The organism is Pseudomonas orientalis (assembly GCF_002934065.1).
Classification (GTDB): domain Bacteria; phylum Pseudomonadota; class Gammaproteobacteria; order Pseudomonadales; family Pseudomonadaceae; genus Aquipseudomonas; species Aquipseudomonas orientalis_A.
The window spans coordinates 4,192,191-4,216,352 of record NZ_CP018049.1; the positions used below are offsets into that span (position 1 = coordinate 4,192,191).

23 protein-coding genes are annotated in these 24,162 nt (G+C 62.1%); 1 reads left to right on the forward strand and 22 read right to left on the reverse strand.

What is annotated here, in order from left to right:
• Nucleotides 1–11: 11 nt before the first annotated feature.
• Complete coding sequence (flhA, locus tag BOP93_RS18725; protein ID WP_104504118.1) at nucleotides 12–2,126, reverse strand: flagellar biosynthesis protein FlhA; 2,115 nt, start codon at nucleotides 2,124–2,126, stop codon at nucleotides 12–14.
• Between the two features lie 583 nt (nucleotides 2,127–2,709).
• On the opposite strand from flhA, the gene BOP93_RS18730 reads away from it, so the two are divergent.
• Nucleotides 2,710–2,964 carry a DUF6124 family protein gene (locus BOP93_RS18730; protein ID WP_104504120.1) on the forward strand — a complete coding sequence of 85 codons (255 nt, stop codon included), beginning with the start codon at nucleotides 2,710–2,712 and terminating at the stop codon, nucleotides 2,962–2,964.
• Nucleotides 2,965–3,867: 903 nt separating this feature from the next.
• Here the strand turns inward: BOP93_RS18730 and flhB are convergent.
• The 21 genes from flhB to BOP93_RS18850 all read right to left on the reverse strand — a co-directional run bounded on the left by flhB (nucleotide 3,868) and on the right by BOP93_RS18850 (nucleotide 24,097).
• Nucleotides 3,868–5,004 carry a flagellar biosynthesis protein FlhB gene (gene flhB, locus BOP93_RS18745; protein ID WP_104504126.1) on the reverse strand — a complete coding sequence of 379 codons (1,137 nt, stop codon included), beginning with the start codon at nucleotides 5,002–5,004 and terminating at the stop codon, nucleotides 3,868–3,870.
• 3 nt (nucleotides 5,005–5,007) lie between these two features.
• Nucleotides 5,008–5,793 (reverse strand): flagellar biosynthetic protein FliR, encoded by a 786-nt coding sequence (gene fliR / locus BOP93_RS18750; protein WP_065884559.1) that lies wholly within the window; start codon nucleotides 5,791–5,793, stop codon nucleotides 5,008–5,010.
• Between the two features lie 4 nt (nucleotides 5,794–5,797).
• Nucleotides 5,798–6,067 (reverse strand): flagellar biosynthesis protein FliQ, encoded by a 270-nt coding sequence (gene fliQ, locus BOP93_RS18755; protein ID WP_057721355.1) that lies wholly within the window; start codon nucleotides 6,065–6,067, stop codon nucleotides 5,798–5,800.
• Nucleotides 6,068–6,071: 4 nt separating this feature from the next.
• Nucleotides 6,072–6,815 (reverse strand): flagellar type III secretion system pore protein FliP, encoded by a 744-nt coding sequence (gene fliP, locus BOP93_RS18760; protein WP_003192937.1) that lies wholly within the window; start codon nucleotides 6,813–6,815, stop codon nucleotides 6,072–6,074.
• The gene (gene fliO / locus BOP93_RS18765) at nucleotides 6,815–7,249 is read right to left on the reverse strand and encodes a flagellar biosynthetic protein FliO (protein ID WP_104504128.1); all 435 of its coding nucleotides are present in this window, start codon (nucleotides 7,247–7,249) and stop codon (nucleotides 6,815–6,817) included. Before fliO ends, fliP begins: the two co-directional genes overlap by 1 nt.
• A gap of 1 nt (nucleotide 7,250) precedes the next feature.
• A complete protein-coding gene (fliN, locus tag BOP93_RS18770) occupies nucleotides 7,251–7,718 on the reverse strand; it encodes a flagellar motor switch protein FliN (RefSeq protein ID WP_104504130.1) in 468 nt (155 codons plus the stop codon).
• Between the two features lie 34 nt (nucleotides 7,719–7,752).
• Entirely contained in the window at nucleotides 7,753–8,721 is a 969-nt protein-coding gene (gene fliM / locus BOP93_RS18775) for a flagellar motor switch protein FliM (protein ID WP_065884557.1), read from the reverse strand.
• A 9-nt stretch (nucleotides 8,722–8,730) separates the two neighbouring features.
• A complete protein-coding gene (gene fliL / locus BOP93_RS18780; protein ID WP_104504132.1) occupies nucleotides 8,731–9,231 on the reverse strand; it encodes a flagellar basal body-associated protein FliL in 501 nt (166 codons plus the stop codon).
• A gap of 211 nt (nucleotides 9,232–9,442) precedes the next feature.
• Nucleotides 9,443–10,726: a flagellar hook-length control protein FliK gene (locus tag BOP93_RS18785; protein WP_104504134.1), complete on the reverse strand. Its 1,284-nt coding sequence runs from the start codon at nucleotides 10,724–10,726 to the stop codon at nucleotides 9,443–9,445.
• A gap of 83 nt (nucleotides 10,727–10,809) precedes the next feature.
• Nucleotides 10,810–11,154, reverse strand: a complete 345-nt coding sequence (locus BOP93_RS18790) for an Hpt domain-containing protein (RefSeq protein ID WP_104504136.1) — start codon at nucleotides 11,152–11,154, stop codon at nucleotides 10,810–10,812.
• Nucleotides 11,155–11,184: 30 nt separating this feature from the next.
• Entirely contained in the window at nucleotides 11,185–12,903 is a 1,719-nt protein-coding gene (locus tag BOP93_RS18795) for an ATP-binding SpoIIE family protein phosphatase (protein ID WP_104504138.1), read from the reverse strand.
• Nucleotides 12,900–13,205: an STAS domain-containing protein gene (locus BOP93_RS18800; protein ID WP_104504140.1), complete on the reverse strand. Its 306-nt coding sequence runs from the start codon at nucleotides 13,203–13,205 to the stop codon at nucleotides 12,900–12,902. The genes BOP93_RS18795 and BOP93_RS18800 overlap by 4 nt, the downstream gene beginning before the upstream one ends.
• Before the next feature lie 735 nt (nucleotides 13,206–13,940).
• The gene (gene fliJ / locus BOP93_RS18810) at nucleotides 13,941–14,390 is read right to left on the reverse strand and encodes a flagellar export protein FliJ (protein WP_057721347.1); all 450 of its coding nucleotides are present in this window, start codon (nucleotides 14,388–14,390) and stop codon (nucleotides 13,941–13,943) included.
• 3 nt (nucleotides 14,391–14,393) lie between these two features.
• Nucleotides 14,394–15,752, reverse strand: coding sequence for a flagellar protein export ATPase FliI (gene fliI / locus BOP93_RS18815; RefSeq protein ID WP_104504142.1), 1,359 nt, complete (start codon nucleotides 15,750–15,752; stop codon nucleotides 14,394–14,396).
• Nucleotides 15,742–16,506, reverse strand: a complete 765-nt coding sequence (gene fliH, locus BOP93_RS18820) for a flagellar assembly protein FliH (RefSeq protein ID WP_104504144.1) — start codon at nucleotides 16,504–16,506, stop codon at nucleotides 15,742–15,744. Before fliH ends, fliI begins: the two co-directional genes overlap by 11 nt.
• Nucleotides 16,507–16,516: 10 nt before the next feature.
• On the reverse strand, nucleotides 16,517–17,533 hold the full coding sequence (gene fliG / locus BOP93_RS18825) for a flagellar motor switch protein FliG (protein ID WP_057721344.1): 1,017 nt from the start codon (nucleotides 17,531–17,533) through the stop codon (nucleotides 16,517–16,519).
• Entirely contained in the window at nucleotides 17,526–19,298 is a 1,773-nt protein-coding gene (gene fliF / locus BOP93_RS18830; RefSeq protein WP_104504146.1) for a flagellar basal-body MS-ring/collar protein FliF, read from the reverse strand. The genes fliG and fliF overlap by 8 nt, the downstream gene beginning before the upstream one ends.
• Before the next feature lie 16 nt (nucleotides 19,299–19,314).
• The gene (gene fliE / locus BOP93_RS18835) at nucleotides 19,315–19,644 is read right to left on the reverse strand and encodes a flagellar hook-basal body complex protein FliE (protein WP_017134937.1); all 330 of its coding nucleotides are present in this window, start codon (nucleotides 19,642–19,644) and stop codon (nucleotides 19,315–19,317) included.
• Nucleotides 19,645–19,915: 271 nt separating this feature from the next.
• Nucleotides 19,916–21,292: a sigma-54-dependent transcriptional regulator gene (locus BOP93_RS18840; RefSeq protein WP_104504148.1), complete on the reverse strand. Its 1,377-nt coding sequence runs from the start codon at nucleotides 21,290–21,292 to the stop codon at nucleotides 19,916–19,918.
• Nucleotides 21,293–21,299: 7 nt separating this feature from the next.
• Entirely contained in the window at nucleotides 21,300–22,511 is a 1,212-nt protein-coding gene (locus BOP93_RS18845; protein ID WP_104504150.1) for a sensor histidine kinase, read from the reverse strand.
• Between the two features lie 110 nt (nucleotides 22,512–22,621).
• Nucleotides 22,622–24,097, reverse strand: coding sequence for a sigma-54 dependent transcriptional regulator (locus tag BOP93_RS18850; RefSeq protein ID WP_104504152.1), 1,476 nt, complete (start codon nucleotides 24,095–24,097; stop codon nucleotides 22,622–22,624).
• Between the last annotated feature and the right edge of the window lie 65 nt (nucleotides 24,098–24,162).

The window sequence follows — 24,162 nt, forward strand, 5'->3', positions numbered from 1 at the left end:
ACCCACTACCCTCAGCCGTTGGGCCCTACTGTCGCGACGATAGTCACTTGCTTATTGTCAGGAATTTCCTGGTAAGCCAACACGTGCAAATTCGGTACTGCCAGGCGCCCGAAGCGCGACAACATCGCGCGAACCGGACCGGCCACCAGCAGAATCACCGGCTGGCCCTGCATTTCCTGACGCTGTGCGGCTTCGATCAACGAACGCTGCAGCTTTTCAGCCATGCTTGGCTCCAGCAAAACCCCTTCTTCCTGGCCTTGCCCTGCCTTCTGAATACTATTGAGCAATATCTGTTCCAACCTTGGCTCCAAGGTGATAACAGGCAGCTCAGACTCAACGCCTACAATGCTTTGCACGATTGCGCGGGACAAACCGACGCGCACCGAGGCCACCAACGCGGCAGTATCTTGACTCTTGGCGGCGTTGTTGGCGATGGCCTCGGCAATGCTGCGAATGTCCCGCACCGGCACTTGTTCGGCGAGCAAAGCCTGCAGCACCTTGAGCAACTGCGACAGCGACAGCACGCCCGGCACCAGCTCTTCGGCCAGTTTTGGCGAGGCCTTGGCCAGCAAGCCCATCAATTGCTGGACTTCCTCGTGGCCGATCAGCTCGTGGGAGTGCTTGTAAAGAATCTGGTTGAGGTGGGTGGCGACCACGGTGCTGGCGTCGACCACGGTGTAACCCAGGGACTGTGCCTGGCTGCGCTGGCTGACTTCGATCCACACCGCTTCCAGGCCGAAAGCCGGATCTTTGGCGGTAATGCCGTTGAGCGTACCGAACACCTGGCCTGGGTTGATCGCAAGCTCCCGGTCCGGGTAGATCTCGGCTTCGGCCAGGATCACGCCCATCAAGGTCAGGCGATAGGCGCTGGGGGCCAGGTCGAGGTTGTCGCGGATATGCACGGTGGGCATCAAAAAGCCCAGGTCCTGGGACAGCTTCTTGCGCACGCCCTTGATCCGCGCCAGCAACTGGCCACCCTGGTTGCGGTCCACCAGCGGAATCAGGCGGTAGCCGACTTCCAGGCCGATCATGTCGATCGGGGTCACGTCGTCCCAACCCAGCTCCTTGGTTTCCTGGGCGCGGGCCGGGGATGGCAGCAGTTCCTGCTGGCGCGCGATTTCCTGCTGGGCCTGGACCTTGACTGCATTCTGCTTTTTCCAGAACAGGTAGGCTGCGCCGCCGGCCAGGGCCGCCATGCTCAGGAACGAGAAGTGGGGCATGCCCGGCACGATGCCCATGACGGCCATGATACCGGCAGCCACGGCCAGCGCCTTGGGCGAGGCGAACATCTGGCGGCTGATCTGCTTGCCCATGTCTTCGGAGCCCGAGGCACGGGTCACCATGATCGCTGCGGCTGTGGATAACAACAGTGATGGCAATTGCGCCACTAAACCGTCACCGATGGTCAGCAAAGCGTATACCTTGCCCGCATCGCCAAAGGTCATGCCGTGCTGGAAGATACCCACGGCCATGCCGCCGATCAGGTTGATGAACAGGATCAACAGACCGGCGATGGCGTCGCCGCGCACAAACTTGCTGGCACCGTCCATGGAGCCGTAGAACTCGGCCTCCTGGGCGACTTCGGCCCGGCGCGACTTGGCCTGGTTCTGGTCGATCAGGCCGGCATTGAGGTCGGCGTCGATGGCCATTTGTTTGCCAGGCATGGCATCGAGGGTAAACCGCGCACTCACCTCGGAAATCCGCCCGGCGCCCTTGGTCACCACCACGAAGTTGATGATCATCAGGATCGCGAACACTACGATACCGACCACGTAGTTACCGCCGATCACCACCTCACCGAAGGCCTGGATCACCTTACCGGCGGCGGCGTGGCCGTCCTGGCCGTGGAGCATTACCACACGGGTGGACGCCACGTTCAGCGCCAGGCGCAGCAGGGTCGCCACCAGCAGAATGGTGGGGAATACCGCAAAATCCAGCGGCCGCAGGGCGTACACACAGACCAGCAGCACCACCACCGACAGGGCGATGTTGAAGGTGAAGAACACATCGAGCAGGAATGGCGGCATCGGCAACATCATCATTGCCAGCATCACCAGCAACAACAACGGTACACCCAGATTGCCCCGCGACAGGTCAGTCAGGGTGCCACGGGCCGTACTGAGCATTTGAGAGCGATCTACCACCGGTATTCCTCGTGTCCTTGAAGCAAAGTTTTGACGCTGGGAGGCGTCCTGGAAGCGGTATTGCAAGAAGCCTTCCAACTTTGCTTTCGGGCCCTGACAACCTGCCAAGCGCCCCAGGCCATCGGGCCTGAATCCATTCAAATGTGGGAGGGGGCTTGCCCCCGATAGCGGGGTATCAGCTATGGATTTGTTGACTGACACACTGCGATCGGGGGCAAGCCCCCTCCCACATTTGGTTTTGTGTGCAGCCAGGTAATGCCAAGGAAATTTCCGACAAGGATTTGGGGTTGCTCCTAGGAAACCCGCTCTCTAGTCTCCGTACACCGCTGCAAACGCAGCGGACGGGCGTCGCGGCCCGGTTTACCAATGCGCAGAAGCACCATTGTCCGCTTTCAGTCAGCGATTTTTTGTCGTTTACTGTGCGGCCCTTATGGTGGCTGTGCGCGGGATACCTTCGGGTATGCCGGGTTCCTTGGTAACCGGTCCGCGAACCTGCGCACAGCTGCCACCCTCCATCGCATCGCGGCGATCAGTGGCAGCTCCACCTTTACCGAGGATATTCACAGTGATCAAACCCACCCCAAATCCCCCCATCCGGCTGTTTACCGTAGCCGACGGCATCAGCAGCGAAGACCTGCTGGTCAACCTCAGCGAAACCCTCGCCTCGGCCAATGCGCTGAGCTGCGACCTGGCCTTTGACCTGGAAGGCTCGAAACGAGAGGAATTGCTTGGCGTCGCGCAGTTGATCGAACTGGCGCAGTTACTGGCTGATCGTTTGCACGGTGACGGCGGAATGTTGGGCACCGCAAACAGCGCATAACGCGGTCCCCACGCTCTGCGTGGGAATGCCGCCTGGGACGCTCCGCGTCCCGCCATCCGCGCACGGCTCAAGCCCTGAGCACGTTGTGACGCAGAGCGTCACAGGATGCATTCCCACGCGGGAGCGCGGGAACGATCAACGTCAGTTGAGACCCGGTTCACCTGGGTTGCACGGCTTGACGGGCAACGCATAGATCCCCACGGGTCGGTGGACCATTTGAAACTCCACGCGCTTACCAAACCACAGCGCAGTGCCGCGCCAATCTTTCCCATTGATAAACACGTCCTCTTCACAGCAGTCGGGTTTGATCAACCAATCGCCCCTGGTCCAAACGTAGTATCTGACAGTCCCCGTCGCCACCTTCAATACCGTTCTCCCTGCATCTCGTGTACTACATGCGCGCAGTCCTGATGTGTAAATGAAACCGTGTCAAACCCCGCGTGGCTACTGTCAAAGTTGACAGGTAGACGTGGTTCGACGATGGGTGGTAGGCAGGCGATATGGCGGATCATGCATCCGAGGGCTTTTCAGGCGTGCGCAAGGATCGCTGCCTGGGAGGCGCCTGTGGGGATTCAACGCTTTCAATGGCTGTCGACTGAACGGCAACCTCATTGCCATCGCGATCCAGAGCCTTGAAGCCAATGCCCTTGACCGCATCGCACCACCTGACCGTGCCCCTGTCCATCACCGCCTCCCGAGCCGCGCATGGCTGCGTGGCTCATCGCTGTATCAAACAGTGAAGGCGGCGTATTGGCTACTGTCAAAGTTGACAGGTAGAGCGCACACCTCTGTAGGAGCGAGCTTGCTCGCGAAGGTGGGTAACGATAACGCGGGGAGTCAGGATAAACGCGGCGACGGTGAGTTTTTCGCGAGCAAGCTCGCTCCTACAGTGCGCCGCAGCGTTCAGGAGTCGCGACGCAAATCCGGCGGGATGGGCAGGTCCTTGAGCGGATCAGGCCGCTTGCCCTTGCCCGCCCGGTATTGGCGGATCTGGTAGACGTAGGCCAGCACCTGGGCCACCGCCAAGTACAACCCGGCCGGGATTTCCTGGTCCAGATCGGTGGAGTAGAAGATCGAGCGCGCCAGTGCCGGGGATTCCAGCAGCAGGATGTCGTTGGCCACGGCGATTTCGCGGATTTTCAGCGCGGTAAAGTCGCTGCCCTTGGCCAGCAGCATCGGCGCGCCGCCCTTCTCCGGGTCGTACTTGAGGGCCACGGCGTAGTGGGTCGGGTTGGTGATGATCACGTCGGCGTCGGGCACCGAGGCCATCATCTTGCGCTGGGACATTTCGCGCTGCAGTTGGCGGATGCGTTGCTTGACCTCCGGGCGCCCTTCCTGGTCCTTGTGTTCGTCGCGCACTTCCTGCTTGGTCATCAGCAGTTTCTTGTGGCTTTCCCACAACTGGATCGGCGCGTCCACCGCCGCGATGATGATCAACCCGGCGGACATCCACAACGCGCTCCAGCCCACCACTTGCAGGCTGTGAATGATCGCCGACTCCAGCGGTTCATGGGCGATGCGCAGCAGATCGTCGATGTCGGACGACAACACCGTCACCGCCACGAACAGAATCAGGATGAATTTGGCCAGGGCCTTGAGCAGTTCCACCAGGGCCTTGGTGGAAAACATGCGCTTGAGGCCGGCGCCCGGGTTCATGCGGCTGAACTTGGGCGCCATGCTGCTGGCGGCGAATAGCCAGCCGCCCAGGGCGACCGGGCCAATCAGCGCGGCCAGCAGCAACGTAATCAGAATCGGCTGCACCGCCAGCAGCGCGATCTTGCCCGAGTGCAACAGGTACAGGCCCATGGAATCGGGGTTGAGCAACACCTCCCGAGGCAGAGTGAAGTTGTGCTTCATCAGCTCCAGCAAGTCCAGCGCCAAGCCACCGCCGTAGATCAGCAAGGCGCCGGCGCCGGCCATCATGGTGGCAACGGTATTGAGTTCTTTGGAGCGTGCAATCTCACCCTTTTCCCTGGAGTCCTTTTTACGTTTCTCCGTGGGGTCTTCTGTCTTGTCCTGACCACTCTCGCTCTCGGCCATGGCTCAGCGCGCCCGTGCCAGGTCGCGTAAGAACTGCAGGGCGTCGGTCGCCAGCGGTTGATACTGATTGAGAATGTCGGCCAAACCGATCCAGAAAATCCCCATGCCCATCACCAGGGTCAAAGGGAAGCCGATCGAGAAAATGTTCAGTTGCGGCGCTGCGCGGGTCATCACGCCAAACGCGATGTTGACCACCAGCAGCGCGGTGATGGCCGGCAACACCAGCAGCAAGGACGCGCCCAGCACCCAGCCGAGGCGCCCCACCAGTTCCCAGAAATGGTTGACCACCAGCCCCGAGCCCACCGGCAAAGTGGTGAAGCTTTCGGTCAGCACCTCGAACGCCACCAAATGGCCGTTCATGGCCAGGAACAGCAAGGTCACCAACATGGTCAAAAATTGCCCGATCACCGCCGCCGATACACCGTTGGTGGGGTCGACCATGGACGCAAAGCCCATGCCCATCTGGACCGAGATGATTTGCCCGGCCACCACAAACGCCTGGAAGAACAGGCTCAGGGAAAAGCCCAGCATGGCGCCGATCAGGATCTGTTCGGCAATCAGCAGCAGCGCACTGAGGTCAAGGGCATTGACCGGCGGCATCGGCGGCAGGCCAGGCACGATCACGACCGTAATGGCCACCGCGAAATACAAACGCACACGCCGTGGCACGAGGGTGGTGCCGAACACCGGCATGGCCATCAACATGGCCGTGACGCGAAACATCGGCAGGATGAACGAGGCCACCCAGGTACTGATCTGGGTGTCGGTCAGGGCCAATAAGGATTGCATCGACTCAGCCGATCAACTGCGGAATACTGCCGTACAGCTGCAGGATGTATTCCATGAAGGTTTGCACCAGCCACGGGCCGGCGACGATCAGGGTGATCAGCATCACCAACAGGCGCGGCAGGAAGCTCAGGGTCTGTTCGTTGATCTGGGTGGCGGCCTGGAACATCGCCACCAGCAGGCCGACCAACAGGCTCGGCACCACCAGCACCGCGACCATCAGGGTGGTCAGCCACAGCGCTTCACGGAACAGGTCAACAGCGACTTCAGGCGTCATAGCCCTATACCCCCCCGAAACTGCCGGCCAGGGTGCCAATAATCAGCGCCCAGCCGTCCACCAGCACAAACAGCATGATCTTGAACGGCAGCGAGATGATCAGCGGCGACAGCATCATCATGCCCATCGCCATCAGCACGCTCGCCACCACCAGGTCGATGATCAGGAACGGGATGAAAATCATGAAGCCGATCTGGAACGCGGTCTTCAATTCCGAGGTGACGAAGGCGGGCACCAGAATCGTCAGCGGCGCCTGGTCCGGGGTGGCAATGTCGGTACGCTTGGACAGGCGCATGAACAACTCGAGGTCGCTGGAGCGGGTCTGCGACAGCATGAAGTCCTTGATCGGGCCCTGGGCCTTGTCGATCGCGTCCTGGGCCGTAAGCTTTTCCGCCAGGTAAGGCTGCAGGGCTTGCTGGTTCACCTTGTCGAAGACCGGCGCCATGATGAACAGGGTCAAAAACAGCGCCATGCCGGTGAGGATCTGGTTCGACGGCGTCTGCTGCAGGCCCAGGGCCTGACGCAGAATCGAGAACACGATGATGATCCGCGTAAAGCTGGTCATCAGCATGACGAACGCCGGGATAAAACTCAGCGCGGTCATGATCAGCAGGATCTGCAGGCTGACCGAGTATTCCTGCGCGCCGGCCGCATTGGTGCCCAGGGTAATCGCCGGGATCGACAACGGATCGGCGCCCAGTGCCATCGGTGCGGCCAGCAACAGCATGAGCGTCAATAAAACGCGCATTACTTCTTATCCTTCTGATCCTTGCCCAGCAATTCCATCAGGCGCTGGGCGAATTCTGGTGTGGCGGCCCCGGTCGTGGCCGCGTCCACCGGGGTCTTGAGTACGTGCAACGGGGTGATGCGCCCGGGGGTGATGCCGAGCAGGATCTGCTCCTCGCCCACCTGCACCAGCACCAGCCGGTCCCGCGGGCCGAGGGCACGCGAGCCGACCAGCTCGATCACCTGGGCATTGCCCGGGCCGATACGCTGCACGCGGCGCATCAGCCAGGCCAGCACAAAGATCAGGCCGATCACCAGCAACAGGCCGAGCAGCAATTGCGTCAACTGCCCGCCGACGCTGCCGACCGCAGGGGCCGCCGCCGCTTGCGCGACCGGCTCGGCCGCCAGCGCGCTCAATGGCAGCGCCAGCCACAGTCCTGCCATCGAGTACTTCATTTCAGCGCAACTTCTTGATGCGTTCGCTCGGGCTGATCACGTCGGTCAGACGGATGCCGAACTTCTCATTGACCACCACCACCTCGCCATGGGCGATCAGCGTGCCGTTGACCAGCACGTCCAACGGCTCGCCGGCCAGGCGGTCCAGCTCGATCACCGAGCCCTGGTTGAGCTGCAGCAGGTTGCGGATGTTGATTTCGGTGCTGCCCACTTCCATGGAAATCGACACCGGAATATCCAGGATCACATCCAGGTTCGGGCCGTCGAGGCTCACCGGATCGTTGTTTTTCGGCACGCCGCCGAATTCTTCCATCTGCAGGCGCTTGCCGGCCGGCGCGGAGGCGGCGTCGGCGGCCAGCAGCGCATCGATGTCGTCCTGGCCGACATCGCCGGTTTCTTCCAGGGCCGCAGCCCACTCGTCAGCCAGGGCCTGGTCTTCGGCGGAAGTGTTTTCGTGTTCGGTAGCCATTACTTGTCCTCGGCGTAGCAAAAATGAATGTTGATCAGCGGCGGTTGATCGGTTCGATCACTTGCAACGCCAGGTTGCCTTTGTGAGAGCCGAGCTTGACCTTGAACGACGGCACGCCGTTGGCGCGCATGATCAGTTCTTCCGGCAACTCCACGGGGATCACGTCCCCCGGCTGCATGTGCAGGATGTCACGCAGGCGCAACTGCCGACGGGCGACGGTGGCGCTCAGGGGCACATCGACGTCCAGCAGGTCTTCGCGCAGAGCCTTGACCCAGCGTTCGTCCTGGTCGTCGAGGTCGGACTGGAAACCGGCATCGAGCATTTCGCGCACCGGCTCGATCATCGAGTACGGCATGGTCACGTGCAGGTCGCCGCCACCGCCATCGAGTTCAATGTGGAAGGTGGAGACCACAATGGCTTCGCTCGGCCCGACGATGTTGGCCATGGCCGGGTTCACTTCCGAGTTGATGTACTCGAAATTGACTTCCATGACCGCCTGCCAGGCTTCCTTCAGGTCGATGAAGGCCTGTTCCAGCACCATGCGCACCACGCGCAGTTCGGTAGGCGTGAACTCACGGCCTTCGATCTTGGCGTGACGGCCGTCGCCGCCGAAGAAGTTGTCCACCAACTTGAACACCAGTTTGGCGTCAAGGATGAACAGCGCGGTGCCACGCAACGGCTTGATCTTGACCAGGTTGAGGCTGGTGGGCACGTACAGCGAGTGCACGTATTCACCGAACTTCATCACCTGCACGCCACCCACCGCCACGTCCGCCGAGCGGCGCAGCATATTGAACATGCTGATGCGGGTGTAGCGGGCGAAACGTTCGTTGATCATTTCCAGGGTCGGCATGCGTCCACGGACGATGCGATCCTGGCTGGTCAGGTCGTAACTTTTGACGCTGCCGGGCTCGGCAGCCATTTCGGTCTGTACCAGACCATCGTCCACACCATGCAGCAGCGCGTCGATTTCATCCTGGGACAGCAGGTCTTGCACGGCCATGTCGTGATCCTACTGCAATACGAAGTTAGTGAAGAGCGCCTGCTCGACCACGACTTTGCCCAGCTCTTTCTGGGCCACTTCCTGCACGCTGGCAGTGACCTTCTGGCGCAGCATTTCCTGGCCCACCGGCGTGGCCAGGCTGTCGAAGCTCTGGCCCGAGAACAGCATCACCAGGTTGTTGCGGATCACCGGCATGTGCACTTTGAGCGCGTCCAGGTCCGCCTGGTTGCGCGCCAGCAAGGTGATGCTCACCTGCAAGTAGCGTTGGCGACCGTTCTGATTGTAGTTGGCGACAAAGGCCGGCAGCATCGGTTCGAAGATTGCCGGTTGCTTGACGTTAGTGGCGGTGTCGGCGGCGGGTGCCGGTTTGCTTGCACTGCTGTGCATGATGTACCAGGTGCCGCCAACCGAGGCGCCAATGGCCAGGAGCAGGCCCAGCACAATCAGCAGGATCAGCTTGAGCTTGCCTTTGCCTGCGGGGGGAGTTGCTGCGTCGTCGCTCTTCGCCATGCCAATAATCCGTCACTATTCGGGGATTCATAGATCTACGGATAGGCAAGAGCAAGTGTTATGCCAGAGTTGTCTGACACCAGGACAACACAAATCAAATGTGGGAGGGGGCTTGCTCCCGATGGTGGTGTATCAGCAACAGATTTGTTGGCTGACACACTGCTATCGGGGGCAAGCCCCCTCCCACATCGGGTTCTCTATTTGACTCGGGTCAAGCGTAGTAGTCGACGGCGCTGGAGCCGATCACTGTCTGAGTCACCGGCGCGACTGCCTCGGCCACCTCCACTTGGCCGCCGCTGTCGCCACCGCGTCCTGCGCTGGCGCTCACACCCCGCGCCTGGCCCTGCTGTTGCTGCTGCTCCTGCCCCCGAGACTGGTCGGACACGTTCACATCCACTTGCCCCATGCCTTGCTGGGCGAACATCTCGCGCAGGCGGCCGGACTGGCTTTCCAGCGCTTCACGCACCACGGCATGGCCGCTCATGAAACTCACTTGAGCCTGCTGGTCGGGCGTCATGTTGACCTTGATATCCAGGCGCCCCAGTTCGGCCGGCTGCAATTGGATTTCGGCCGATTTGAGGCTGGCACTGGAGAGGTACATTACGCGGTTGACCACTTCTTCGGTCCAGCCGCTCTGGTGCATGGCCAGCGGGGCGTTGACTACCTGTGGCAAGGCGTTGGCGGTTTTCGGCGTGGCGGCCTGGGTCAGCGCGGCCAGGCGGTTGGCAAAGTCGTCGACACGGGTGTCGCTGCCGGCGTCCTTGAGGTCCTTGAGGCCGTCATCGATCAGCGCGCCAAAGGCTTTGTCGCCGCCCTGCTCGGTGCTGTCCTTGGTGGCTTGCTGGTCAACCATCGTGGCCAGGCCGGCCGCGAAATTCTGCGCGGCGGTCGGTTGATCCTGGGGCGTGGTGGGCGCCGCTTTCTGCGGTGCCTGGCTGCTGGCGGACACATGGCCGCCCTGCTCCATCGCCAGGCGCACGGCAGGCATGGCGTCCAGCGGGTCGGCTGCGGGGTCGAACGCCGGCGGCTTGGCCTCATTGATCACGGCGACGGCGGCAGCCACCGGTTGAGGCGTGTCGTCCTCCACGGCCACCGCAGGTGCCGGGGTTTGCAGCGGGACGGCGACGGGTGTGACCGTGGCGATCAAGGCCGGATCCACCGGCGCATCCGTCGCGGGCTGTTGCGTCAGGGACGGGTCGGCGGGTGTGTCGTCGGCCGCGTCGTCAGTATCGGACGGCTTGACAGGCAAGGGATTGCCGCTATCGGCAAGCGCCGGCGTGCTGGCGGCAGAGGTGTCGTCCGCCGCTGCAGGCGCCGATTTACCCGAGGCGCTGTCGGTTTTCAGCGCCGGTTTGGCGCCCTGGTTGGCGAACACTTGAGCGAAGCCAGGGCCCTTGTCCCGTGGGTCCGCAGCCGCTGCCGCAGGGGTGGCGGCAGGCGCTTGAGGCTTGGCCGCAGGGGCAGCCTGAAGGAGCGAATTGGGGGCGACTGGCATAGGTAAAGGTCTCCACTGCATGGGGGTCGGGGATGCAGTATCAGGAGATAGAGCAAAAGTCGGGCCAGGTTTGCAGCGAAGGCTCACGCACTGAAACGCTGGCGCTCCGATTCATACATCGGCTTGACCAGCGCGAACTCAAGATCAATCTGATCAACCAACGCACCCAGATTGGAGGCGGGCTCGACCGACTCAAGCTCCAACCGCTGACACAACTGCGCCAGGCGCACCGCGCCCAGGTTGCCACTGCTGCCCTTGAAGCTATGCGCTATGCGCCCCAGCGCCTTGGCATCGTCGCGCGCCTTGCGCAAAGCGGTGACGCGCTCCTGGGAATCATGAAGGAAGGTATCCAGCAATTTCGGGTACTCGTCCTCCATCACTTCCTTTAAACCTGACAACACGTCCGGGTCCAGATGTAGATCAACCACTTGCTCGCTCCTTGATCAAGAATTGATGGATTATGCCAGAGCCTTCCAGCAAAACTCCACGCAGACGCAGCGCCCGCCATCGGACCAGCGTACGTCGCCGCTCAGTTGACGCACCAGGTTCAAGCCGCGGCCGGACAGACGGTCAGCATCCTGCGGCCGCGCCAGCACCTCGTCAACATCGAAGCCAGGTCCGCTGTCCTCGACACGTAGCGTCATTTTGCCGCCCTGCGCAGTCGGGGACACCTGCACATGCACCCGGATATGGCCGCTGTTCAAGTGCGCCAGCCGCTCATTACGCAGGCGGTAGTACTGCGCAAACCCATCGGCATCGCGCTTGAGCTGTGAATCCAGCCCCAGTACGCCATGTTCGAGGGCATTGGCATACAGCTCGGCCATCACCGTGTAGAGCGCGCCGCTCTGCTCACGCAGGCCGTGGACCTCCAACAGCAATTGCAGCAGATACGGCAATGGGTTGTAGCGCCTGAGGGTCTGCGCGCGAAATTCGAAACTCACCGACCAATTCAGCGGGCACGACTGGCCACTGTCGGAATACATCGGTTCGGCCACACGGACCGGTTGGCCGGACAGCAAAGTGATTTCAACCATGCTGACGTCGTCCCGTGCCTCACCGCGAAAGGCCGCCAGCGCCTGCTCGATCTCCTCGAACAAGCGGTCGGGCTCGCGGTTGGCGGCAAACACCTGCTGCAAACGTTCGGCGCCGAACAGCTGGTCATTGGCATCGGCGGTGTCCAGCACCCCGTCGGAAAGCAGGAACACACGGTCGCCCAGGGCCATTGGCCAGACTTCGGTGCTGTCATCGAATGCCTGGGCCGACAGCACGCCCAACGGCAGATGCCGCGACATCAACGGCGTGCGCTTGCCGGTGGCGACCTCATGCACATAGCCCTCGGGCATGCCGCCGTTCCACACCTCCACCACGCGCCGCTCGGTGCTCAGGCACAGCAGGGTGGCGCAGCAGAACATGTCCACCGGCAGGATGCGCTTGAGCTTGGCGTTCATCTCGCGCAGGGTCTGCGTCAGCCCATAGCCCTTGGCGGTCATGCCATAGAACACTTCGGCCAGGGGCATGGCACCGATGGCCGCCGGCAAACCATGGCCGGTGAAATCGCCGAGCAACACGTGCATGTCGCCGGACGGCGTATAAGCGGCCAGCAACAGGTCCCCATTGAACAGCGCATAAGGCGATTGCAGGTAGCGGATATTCGGCGCCGCGTTGATGCACCCCGAATGCGCGACCTTGTCGAACACGGCCTTGGCGGCGCGCTGTTCATGTAATAGGTAATCATTGTGCCGGGCGATCTGGTCACGCTGCTGCAGCACCGTGGCCTGTAATCGCCGCAGACGGTCCATGGCGTTGATCTTGGCGGCCAGGATCAGCTGGTTGTAGGGCTTGGGCAAAAAATCGTCGCCGCCGGCATCCAGGCACTCGGCCAGTGCGGCGCTTTCGCGCAGGGAGGTCAGGAAGATGATGGGGACCAACTGCTCGCCCGCCAACTGCTTGATCCAGCGCGCGGCGAGAAAACCATCCATCACCGGCATCATCGCGTCCATCAATACCAGCTGCGGACGCTCGCGCGCAAACAGCTCAACGGCCTGCTCGCCATTGGTGGCGGTGAGCACATGGTGACCCTGACGCCGCACGATGGTCGACAACAACAGCAAGTCGGCGGCACTGTCTTCGGCAATCAGGATGGTCAGCGGCTCGGATAAGGGGGCCAGGACTCTCACGATATATCGAACAACTTGTCGAAATTGGAAATGGCGAGGATTTTGCGCACGTCGTGGCTGCTGTTGCTGACGTGCACTTGCGACTCATCGCCACCGGCATGGTCCCGGAGCAGCAGGAGCATGCCCAGGGCCGAGCTGTCCATGTAGGTGGTTTCCTTAAGATCAACCACATACAACTCGGGCACCTTGTAGTAACGCTCGTAGGCATCGCGAAATGCCTGGTGGCTGCCGAAATCGAACCGGCCCTTGATTGAGATCGTCAACTTCTTCCCGTCCAGGGATACTTCTGACTCGATTGACATGTGACTGCTTCCTTGTCATGGGTCTGTGCAACAAGGTGTAGCAGGCGAACTCGATCTGAGCAACACAGCCGTTCAAATGTGGGAGGGGGCTTGCCCCTGATTGCGGTGCATCAGTCAAAAATATTGAGACTGACACACCGCTATCAGGGCATAGGTATCTACACAATTTTGGTGCGACACCGCACCTGTGGCGAGGGAGCTAACGCGTATCTACCTGACGCTCCGAGGTCCAAATGTGGGAGGGGGCTTGCCCCCGATGGCGGCCTCCGGGCCGACCAGGATGTTGGATCAGATCGAGTACATATCCATTCTTTAGGTAACGGCCACTTAGGGTTCCGCCCTGACGGCGGGTCACTTTGGAAAAGCCCCAAAGTAACCAAAGGGCTCTTGCCCCACCACTCGGCACCTCGCCCAGGCTCGGTGTGCCCGAACGCAGGCTTGAATCCGTGGGCCGCCGCAATGGGCCATCCCTGGCCCAGTGCGGCTAACCCGGCGTCCTGCCGGGTTGCCCACGGATTCAAGCCTGCGTTCGGCCAGCGTGGTTTAACGGGGCGCCTAGGATCAAAAGCAGATCAAGATCAAGAGCGACTCGCTTCGCATCGTGGTTACGGTTGGGCGCTGCTGAGTTGTGTAGATACCTATGTCCCGATTGCCGAGTATCAGTCACTGCATCTTTTGACTGACACACCGCCATCGGGGGCAAGCCCCCTCCCACATTTTTTCCTGCTGCGTTGGTTAGAACTGTTCCTGGCGGGGAAGGCGTTGGGACAATTCATCCAGCAACTTTTGCTCGCGTTTGTCTTCAATTGCCCGCGCTTCGTCGATATAACGCTGCACCAGCTTGCGCAACCCTTCGACGCGGGCGAACGCCGCCTGCCAGCTTTCGCGGGCTTTATCGAGGTTGTTCTGGTGCCAGGCAAGGCTCTGGCGCTGCTGGCCGACGGCGGTTTCCAGCTGATTGAGAAAGCCCTGGTACCCCATCAGCCACTGGCCCGACACGCCCTTGCTGCCGCGCTCGATCCACTGCTGTTGGTACTCAAGGCGAAAGCGCTCCAGGTCGCCCAGCTTGCTTTCCGCCAGGCGCACCTGGCCCTGGAAATACCCCAGGCGCTGCACGGCGGCTTTTTCGGCCTTTTCGGCCATGTCCACCACCGGGGCCAGGCGCGCGGCGCGGCTGTTGGCCATGGCTTAGCCGCCCGGCGCGGGAGCGAAGATGGACTGCAGATGCGCTTCGCTTTCGCCCATGCTGATCTTGTCGTTGAGGCCCTGACGCAGATAGGTCACCAGTTGCGGTTGCAGGGCAATGGCCAGGTCGGTCTCGCGATCGCCACCGGCCACGTAGGCGCCGACGCTGATCAGGTCGCGGCTCTGCTGATACCGCGACCACAGCTGCTTGAAGTACTGCGCGCGGGCCATGTGTTCCGGCGTGACCACCGCCGGCATCACCCGGCTGATAGACGCTTCGATATCGATGGCCGGGTAGTGCCCCTCTTCGGCCAGGCGCCGCGACAGCACAATATGCCCGTCGAGCACGCCCCGCGCCGAGTCGGCAATCGGATCCTGCTGGTCATCGCCTTCGGACAACACCGTGTAGAACGCGGTGATCGAGCCTCCGCCGGCCTCGGCATTACCGGCACGCTCCACCAGCTTGGGCAGCTTGGCGAACACCGACGGCGGATAGCCCTTCGTCGCGGGCGGCTCACCGATGGCCAGGGCGATTTCACGCTGGGCCTGGGCGAAACGGGTGAGCGAGTCCATCAGCAACAGGACATTCTTGCCCTTGTCGCGAAAATATTCGGCGATGCGCGTGCAGTACATGGCGGCGCGCAGGCGCATCAGCGGGGCATCGTCCGCCGGGGAGGCCACCACCACCGAGCGCTTGAGGCCTTCTTCACCCAGGCTGTGCTCGATGAATTCCTTGACCTCACGGCCGCGCTCGCCGATCAGCCCGACCACAATGATGTCGGCCTCGGTAAAGCGCGTCATCATGCCCAGCAACACCGATTTACCCACACCGGTACCGGCGAACAGGCCCAGGCGCTGGCCGCGACCGACCGTCAATAAACCGTTGATGCTGCGAATGCCCACGTCCAGCGGCACGCTGATGGGGTTGCGGTTGAGCGGGTTGATGGTGGGGCCGTCCATCGGCACCCAGTCCTCGGCCTTCATGCCGCCCTTGCCATCCAGCGGACGACCGGCACCGTCGAGTACGCGCCCGAGCATGCTCATGCCCATCGGCAAGCGCCCGGTGTCGGCCAGGGGCACCACACGGGCACCCGGAGCGATACCGGCGAGGCTGCCCACCGGCATCAGGAAAATCTTGTTGCCGGAAAAACCCATGACTTCGGCTTCGACCTGCACCGGGTGGTAGCTGTCGTCGTTGATTACCATGCAGCGGCTGCCCATGGCAGCGCGCAAGCCCTCGGCCTCAAGCGTCAGGCCGACCATGCGCAACAGGCGCCCTTCGAGGATCGGCTGGCCGGGCAACTGCGTGGCCTCGGCATAGCTGTCCAGGCGCTTGGCGAAGCTGGTGCGATCAAGGCGCATCGGGGGCGTCCAGGTCAACGCTCAGGTCAGGCTCGGCCGGGTGCAGCGCCTGCTCATGCAACTGGTCGAGCAGCTTGGCCATGATCTGGCTGATGCGGGTCTCCACCGTGGCATCGATGCGGCTGTGCTCGGTCTCGACGCGGCAACCGCCAGGCAGCAGCGCGGCGTCTTCGACGATGCGCCAGGTTTCTTCATGGCGCTCGCGCAAGGCTTTGACCTGCTCGAAATCCTGCGGATTGATGTACAGCCGCACATTGCCCACGCCCAGGGGCAGCAGCTTGAGGGCTTCGCGCATCACGCTTTCGATCTGGCTCGAATCAAGCACCAGTTCACGCTGGATCACCTGGCGGGTGATGTGCTGCAGCAGGCCGACCATGGATTTTTCCAGCTGCGAGTCCTGTTCGGCGATGGGATCGAACAGGTTGCCCATCAAGCGCTCCAGGCTGCCCAGCTTGACGCTGAGGGCCTCTTGAGCCTCCTGACGGACCTTGAGGGTGGTGCTGCGAAAGCCATCTTTTTCACCCGCCGTGAAGCCTTCGTTGTAGGCCTCCTGGCGGATGGCTTCCAATTCTTCAAGGGTCAGTGGCTGGACTTCTTCCAGCGGCACTTCTTCCATCTGTGCCGGCGGTTCCTCCACCGGCTCAGGCTCCGGCTGCGGCACGTGGGGGTCGAAGCTGGGCAACGACCAGATGTCGAACCCGCCGACATCCCGCGCGCGAATCAGATCGCTGGGCGTCTCATCTTTGTTCGACATGCAGGGCGCCTTAAATCATTTCTTCGCCGCCCTTCCCGCCGAGAACGATTTCTCCGGCTTCGGCCATACGGCGGGCAATGGTGAGGATTTCTTTCTGCGCGGTTTCCACGTCGCTGACGCGCACCGGGCCCTTGGCTTCGAGGTCGTCGCGCAGCAATTCGGAGGCGCGCTTGGACATGTTCTTGAAGATCTTTTCCTTGACGCCCTCGTCCGAGCCCTTGAGCGCCAGCACCAGTACGTCGGACGACACTTCGCGCAGCAACGCCTGGATGCCACGGTCGTCGACATCGGCCAGGTTGTTGAACACGAACATCAGGTCTTCGATCTGGCCGGACAGGGTGTCGTCGATCTCGCGGATCGAGTCCATCAACTGACCTTCGACCGAGCTATCGAGGAAGTTCATGATGTCGGCCGCCCGCTTGATGCCACCCAGGGTGGTGCGCGAGGCGTTCGAGTTGCCGGAGAACTGTTTCTCCAGAATCGTGTTGAGTTCCTTGAGCGCCGCCGGCTGCACGGTGTTCAGCGAGGACACGCGCAGGATGATGTCCAGGCGCACTTTATGGTCGAAGTGGCCGAGCACTTCACCGGCCTGATCCGGGTCCAGATAGGCGACGACGATGGCCTGGATCTGCGGGTGCTCGTAGCGGATCACGTCAGCGACCGCGCGCGGCTCCATCCACTTGAGGCTGTCCAGGCCACTGGTGTTGCCACCCAGCAGGATGCGGTCGATCAGGCCGTTGGCCTTGTCTTCGCCCAAAGCCGAGGTGAGCATTTTGCGAATGTAGCTGTCGGAGCCGACGCCCAGGCTGGTCTGGTCGCCGACGATCTCGACGAACTCGCTCATCACCTGTTCGACTTGCTCGCGGTGCACATTGCGCATTTGCGCCATGGCCACGCCCACGCGCTGGACCTCTTTGGGACCCATGTGGCGCAGCACTTGGGCAGCGTCGGTTTCGCCCAGCGACAGCAGCAGCACGGCGGCTTTGTCGACCCGGGAAAGCTTGGCCACAGCGACTCGATCATTCATCAGCGTTAATCCACTCTTTCACGACCTGGGCCACACGGCCCGGGTCTTCTGCCACCAGACTCTTGATTGCGTTCAACTGAGCGTCATAGCCTTCGCTCGGGCTTGGCAACAGGATGCTTTGCGGACCGCCCAGGCTGACGCGGTCGTTGGCCAACTCGCCGTCCAGGCCACCCATGCCGCCCAATTCGACGTCGCCGCCGGCCAGGGCCAGTTGTTTTTTGTTGCCGCCAGTGATGTTGTTGAGCACCGGGCGCAGCACGCCGAACACCAGCACCAGGATGAACAACACCCCCAGCACTTGCTTGACGATGTCCCAGAACCACGGCTGGGTGTAGAACGCAGGGTCGGCGATCACTTCGCCGCGCTCGGCGGAGAACGGCATGTTGATCACGCTGACGCTGTCGCCACGGCTGGCGTCAAAACCGACGGCGTCCTGCACCAGGCGGGTGAAGCGCGCCAATTCATCGGCACTCCATGGCGCGCGGGTAACGGCGCCGTCAGCGGCGTTGACCTTGACCTGGTCATCGACCACCACCGACACCGACAGGCGATTGATCTTGCCCTGCTGCTGCTTGGTGTGGCTGATGGAACGGTCGAGTTCGAAGTTCTTGGTGGACTGGTTACGCTTGTCCGCCGGGTACGGTGCGAGCATCGGCTGGCCGGTGGCCGGGTCCATGATCTGTTGACCGTTGGCGTCCAGCAGCGGTTGGCCAGCGGCGATCGCGCCAGCGGTGGCAGCGGCGCCACCAGTGGTTTGCGGTGCCGAAGCCGGTGCCGGCGGCTGGTTGCTCAGAGCACCCGGCACGCCTTGCGGACCATTGCTGGCGGTGCGTTGTTCGCTGGTGGACTGCTCGCTGCGCAGGGCGGGCTGGTCCGGGTTGAATTGCTCGGATGTCGATTCGACGGCGCTGAAATCCACGTCGGCGGACACCTCCGCCTTGTAGCGGTCGTTGCCCAGCACCGGCTGCAGGATGTTGTGCACGCGCTGGGTGAGCATGCTTTCCATGCGGCGGCTGTAATCGAACTGCTTGCCGGCCTGGGTCAGCGCGGAGTTTTCGGCCATGTCGGAGAGCAGGTTGCCCTTCTGGTCGACTACGGTGATCTGCGACTTGCTCAGCTCAGGAACGCTGGTGGCCACCAGGTTGACGATCGCCAGCACCTGGCCAGGCTCAAGAGAACGCCCGGAAAACAGCTCGACCAGTACCGAGGCGCTGGGCTTGCGTTCGTCACGCACGAACACCGAGCTTTTCGGAATGGCCAGGTGCACACGGGCACCCTTGACGTTGTTCAAGCTGGAGATGGTGCGCGCCAGTTCGCCTTCCAGGCCGCGACGGTAGCGGGTGGCTTCCATGAACTGGCTGGTACCCAGGCCCTGGTCCTTGTCGAGGATTTCAAAGCCGATGTTGCTGTCGGACGGCGTCACGCCGGCGGCCGCCAGTTTCATCCGCGCACGCGCCACATCGTCGGCCTTGACCAGCAGGGCGCCGGAGTTGGGCTCCACGGTGTAGGCGATGTCGGCGGCGGCGAGGGTTTCCATGATCTGCTTGGAATCCATGCCCGCCAGGCTGCCATACAGCGGCCGGTAATCAGGTTGCTGCGACCACAGCACCACGGCAAAACCAATCGCCACGCTGGCAGCCAGGCCGACCATCAGGCCCACCTGACGCAACATGGTCATTTCGGAGAGATTTTCCAGGAACGACAGGCCAAACAGCGGCGGTTTGCCGTCTACCTTGGCGGGTACGTTGTCGATTGCTTCAGCCATGAGTTAACTCTCGCCCTTAAACCGGCATCTGCATGATGTCTTGATAAGCCTGGACCAGCTTGTTACGCACTTGGGTCAAGGCCTGGAACGACACACTGGCCTTCTGCGAGGCGACCATCACATCGGTGAGGTCCACGCCGCTTTTACCGATCTCGAACGCCGTCGCCAGCTGGCTGGAGGCCTGCTGGGTATCACTGACTTTATTGATTGCCTGACCGAGCATGTCGGCAAAACTGCTTTGGCCCAATTCCGGCGCTGGCGCGACGGATTTCGGCTGAGCCATGGCATCCATTTGCATGGAGCGCATATCCAACATCAACCGATTGAACTCAATACCCTGGCTCATGAACTTCTCTCTCCGACGACCCGCAATTTTTTGACACTACGCAGCGGTTACCAGGGGGAGGTGCAACAAGGGTGCCAGCTCTGTAGCAACTCGTAAGAAAAGGCGACAAAGCTTGTCGACCTTGTTACCGCACGTTTTTTGTAGGAGCGAGGGGGACGCCTAGTTCTTGCTCGCGAAAAACTCATGGACGCCGCGTACATCCAGGAAGCACGCGTTATCGTTGACGTTTTTCGCGAGCAAGCTCGCTCCTACAAACGGCATCGCCGGGAATTCAGGTGGCGAACAGGTACGCTTCCACGTCCATCCCGGCGTCGCGCATCTGCGCCAGCTTGTAGCGCAGGGTGCGCGGGCTGATGCCAAGGCGCTCGGCTGCTTCCTTGCGGCGGCCGCGCTCGGCGCGCAGGGTGTCGATGATCATCTGGAATTCGCGGCGGCGCAGGTCATCGCCCAGGGCGCCGGCCGATTCGGTTTCGGCGGCGAGCGGTGCAGGCGCCAGGCTTGGCAACGGCGCCACGCCATTGCCCATGGCCAGGCAGAAATCCTGGGGCTGGATCAAGCCGCCCTGCTGCAGGATCAGTGCACGCTGGATCGCGTTGTCCAGCTCGCGCACGTTGCCGGGCCATGGATAAGCGACCAGGCAGGCCTGGGCTTCGGCCGACAGCCGCGCCTGGGCGTGCTTCATTTTTTTGACGTGGTTGTTCAGCAGGCGCTCGGCCAGGGGAATGATATCCGCCGGGCGTTCGCGCAACGGGCGCCAGGCCAGCGGGAACACCGACAGACGGTAGAACAAGTCTTCGCGAAAGCGCCCTGCCGCCACTTCGCCGGCCAGGTCGCGGTTGGTGGTGGCGACCACGCGGATATCCAGCTGGATCGGTTTGCGCGCGCCCACCCGCTCCACTTCGCGCTCCTGCAACACGCGCAGCAATTTGGCTTGCAGGCCCAGGGGCATTTCCGAGATTTCGTCGAGCAGAATGGTGCCGCCGTCGGCCTGCTCGAACTTGCCGGCTTGGGCCGCGATGGCGCCGGTGAACGAGCCCTTTTCATGGCCGAACAGGGTGGCTTCGAGCATGTTGTCCGGAATCGCCGCGCAGTTGATCGCGATAAAGGGCTGCCGCGCCCGACTGGATTGCTGGTGGATATAACGCGCCAACACTTCCTTGCCGGTGCCGGACTCCCCCGAGATCAATACGGTGGAATCGCTGCGCGCAACCCGGGCCGCCAGTTCCAGCAACTGCGCGCTGGCCGGCTCGAAGGCAATCGGGCCATCGCCCTCCACCGTCGACATGACGCCAAGCGCATGCCGCGCCACCAGTTCGATCAACGCCTTGGGTTCGAACGGCTTGACCAGATAATCCGCCGCGCCCTGGCGCATGGCGTCCACGGCCCGCTCCACGGCGCCATGGGCGGTCATCAGCAGCACCGGCAATTGCGGCTGGCGCGCGCGCAGCAGGCCGAGCAACTGATGGCCGTCCATGCCGGGCATGTTCACATCACTGACCACCAGGCTGAAAGTTTCCCGCTCCACGGCCTCCAAGGCTTCCTCGGCAGAGCCGACCGCGCGGTAGTCATGGCCCGCCAACAGCAGCGTGTCAGCCAATGCTTCACGCAGGGCGCGATCGTCTTCAACCAGTAAAACCTTGATAGTCATGATCCTTTTACTCCGCGCTTGCCGCTCTGGAAAACAGCGGCAAGGTCATCAATGCACAGGTGCCGCGCCCCAACCGGGAACGCAGTTGCAATTCTCCCTGATGCGCACGTGCCACTGCCTTGACCACGGTCAGGCCCAGGCCGGTGCCGTTGGTCTTGGTGGTGAAAAAGGGCTCGCCCAGGCGCTGCAGCACGGCCGGCGCTATACCACTGCCGCTGTCGCTGATGCACAGGCGCAGCGTTTGCTCGCGGCGGTACAGGTGCACCTTGAGGCGCGCACCCGGGCCGCTGGCCTGGGTGGCGTTTTCGATCAGGTTGAGCAGCGCGCCGACCAGGGTGTCGCGATTGCACAGCACCTCACCCTGGTGGCTGTCGCATTGCCAGCGCAGGCTGGCGCCCTCGGTATGCGTGGCGGCCGCCGCTTGCAGGGCTTGCATCAACGCGGCCGGGGTCACGCGGTCGGTCAGCGGCAATTCGCCACGGGCAAACACCAGCATGTCGCGCACCTGGTGCTCCAGCTCGTGCAGGCGCTCCTTGAGACGTCCGGCAAAACGCTGGTGGGTGGCCGCCGGCAATTGCTCATCAGTCAAATGACTGGCGTAGATCAATGCCGCCGACAGCGGCGTACGAATCTGATGCGCCAGGGAAGCGACCATCCGCCCCAACGACGACAAACGTTCATGGCGCGCCAGTTGATCCTGCAGGTGACGGGTTTCCGTCAGGTCGTTGAGCAGCACCAACTGGCCCGGTTCGGCATCCAGGGACCGGGTGGCGATGGACAGGCGACGCCCATCCTTGAGGGACACTTCGTGGCCGTCATCTTCACGCGGCGCGAAGCAACGGGTGATGACGTGGCGCCACAGCTCGCCTTCCAGCGGCAGGCCGAGCAGGTCGCAGGCCGCCGGGTTGGCTTCGCGCACGCGGCCCTGGTCGTCGATGACGATCACGCCACCGGGCAACAGCGAGAGCAGGTTCTGCAGGCGGTTGGCCAGGCGTTCTTTCTCGGCCAATTCCTGCATGCGCTGGGCACTGACCACCGCCAGTTCGCCTTTGAGCTCGGATACCCGGGCTTCAAGCAGACTGTAGGAATCGGTCAGCTGGCTCGACATCTGGTTGAACTGCGAGAACGCCTGTTCCAGACCCTGGCGGGTCGGCGGCTCTACAGGCGAAATCAGCCCCTGGATGGCAGGGGCTGCAGATAGTTGGGCGGCGTGGGGCATGGTGCTCTCTCGCTTGGCTGACCGTCAGTTAAACGGAACGTTGCGAGGGCTGTAGCAATACCCGTGCCGAAAAAAATCTACTTATAAATCAAGGCGCTGAAAAACACGCGTCAATCATCCGCCTGTTCATCCCCTTCTTTGCGGCTCATACCGTACTTGCGCATCTTCTCCACCAGGGTGGTGCGGCGAATGCGCAGGCGCTCGGCGGCACGGGCGACGATGCCATTGGCGTCGTCCAGGGCCTGTTGGATCAGGCCTTGCTCCAGGTTGCCGAGGTAGTCTTTCAGGTCGAGGCCTTCGGGCGGCAACATGGCCGTGGCACCGAAGTCCGGCGTATGGCCGTTGATCGCCACGCGCTCTTCCATGTCGCTGCGCAGGCTGTCGACCATCTGCTCGTCTTCATCGTCGACGTAGCGGAATTTCTTCGGCAACTCGACCACGCCGATCACACCGTAGGGGTGCATGATCGCCATGCGCTCCACCAGGTTGGCCAGCTCGCGCACGTTGCCCGGCCAACCATGACGGCACAGCGACATGATGGCGGCGGAGTTGAAACGGATGGAGCCGCGTTTTTCGTGCTCCATGCGCGAAATCAATTCGTTCATCAGCAACGGGATGTCTTCCACGCGCTCACGCAACGGCGCCATCTCGATCGGGAAGACGTTGAGGCGGTAGTACAGGTCTTCGCGGAAGCTGCCGACCTCGATCATGCTTTCGAGGTTCTTGTGGGTGGCGGCGATGATGCGCACGTCCACGCTCTGGGTCTTGTTACTGCCCACACGCTCGAAGGTGCGCTCCTGCAGCACGCGCAGCAATTTGACTTGCATCGGCAGCGGCATGTCGCCGATTTCGTCGAGAAACAGCGTGCCGCCGTTGGCCAGCTCGAAACGCCCGGCACGGCTGGTGATCGCCCCGGTAAAGGCGCCCTTCTCGTGGCCGAACAATTCGCTTTCCAGCAGCTCTGCCGGGATCGCCCCGCAGTTGACCGGCACGAACGGTCCGTCGCGGCGTTTGGAGTGATAGTGCAGGTTGCGCGCGACCACTTCCTTGCCGGTGCCCGATTCGCCCAGGATCAACACACTGGCGTCGGTATCGGCCACTTGCTGCATCATCTGGCGCACATGCTGGATGGCGCGGCTGGTGCCGACCAGGCTGCGAAAGAGGTTGGGCTCACGGTGACGGCCGCGCTCGCGGGCCTGGTCGTACATCTCGCGATAGACCTGGGCGCGGTGCAGGGAATCGAGCAATTTGCTGTAGCTGGGCGGCATTTCCAGGGTGGACAGCACGCGGCGACGCTGGTCTTCCGGCAGGTCGACGGAAGAAATTTCGCCCATCAGCAACACAGGAAGGAACTCATCCCAGGTTGACAGTGTCTTTAACAAGCCCAAAACAGCGCCAGGAGTGTTTACCGTCCCGATCAGCACACAAATGACTTCACGGCTCGAGGCCAACGAGCTGACCGCCTGCTGCCAATCATGGCTACCGCAGGGCAAATTTTCTTCACCGAGAAAATTCAAAATCACCGCTAAATCGCGGCGGCGGACGCTATCGTCATCGATCAGCAGAATTTTGGTTTCACGCCACATGCAATAGCAACTTCCCTAGTAAAACTTCCTGCCCTGGAATGAGGGCAATCAAGACGTCTGTAAGA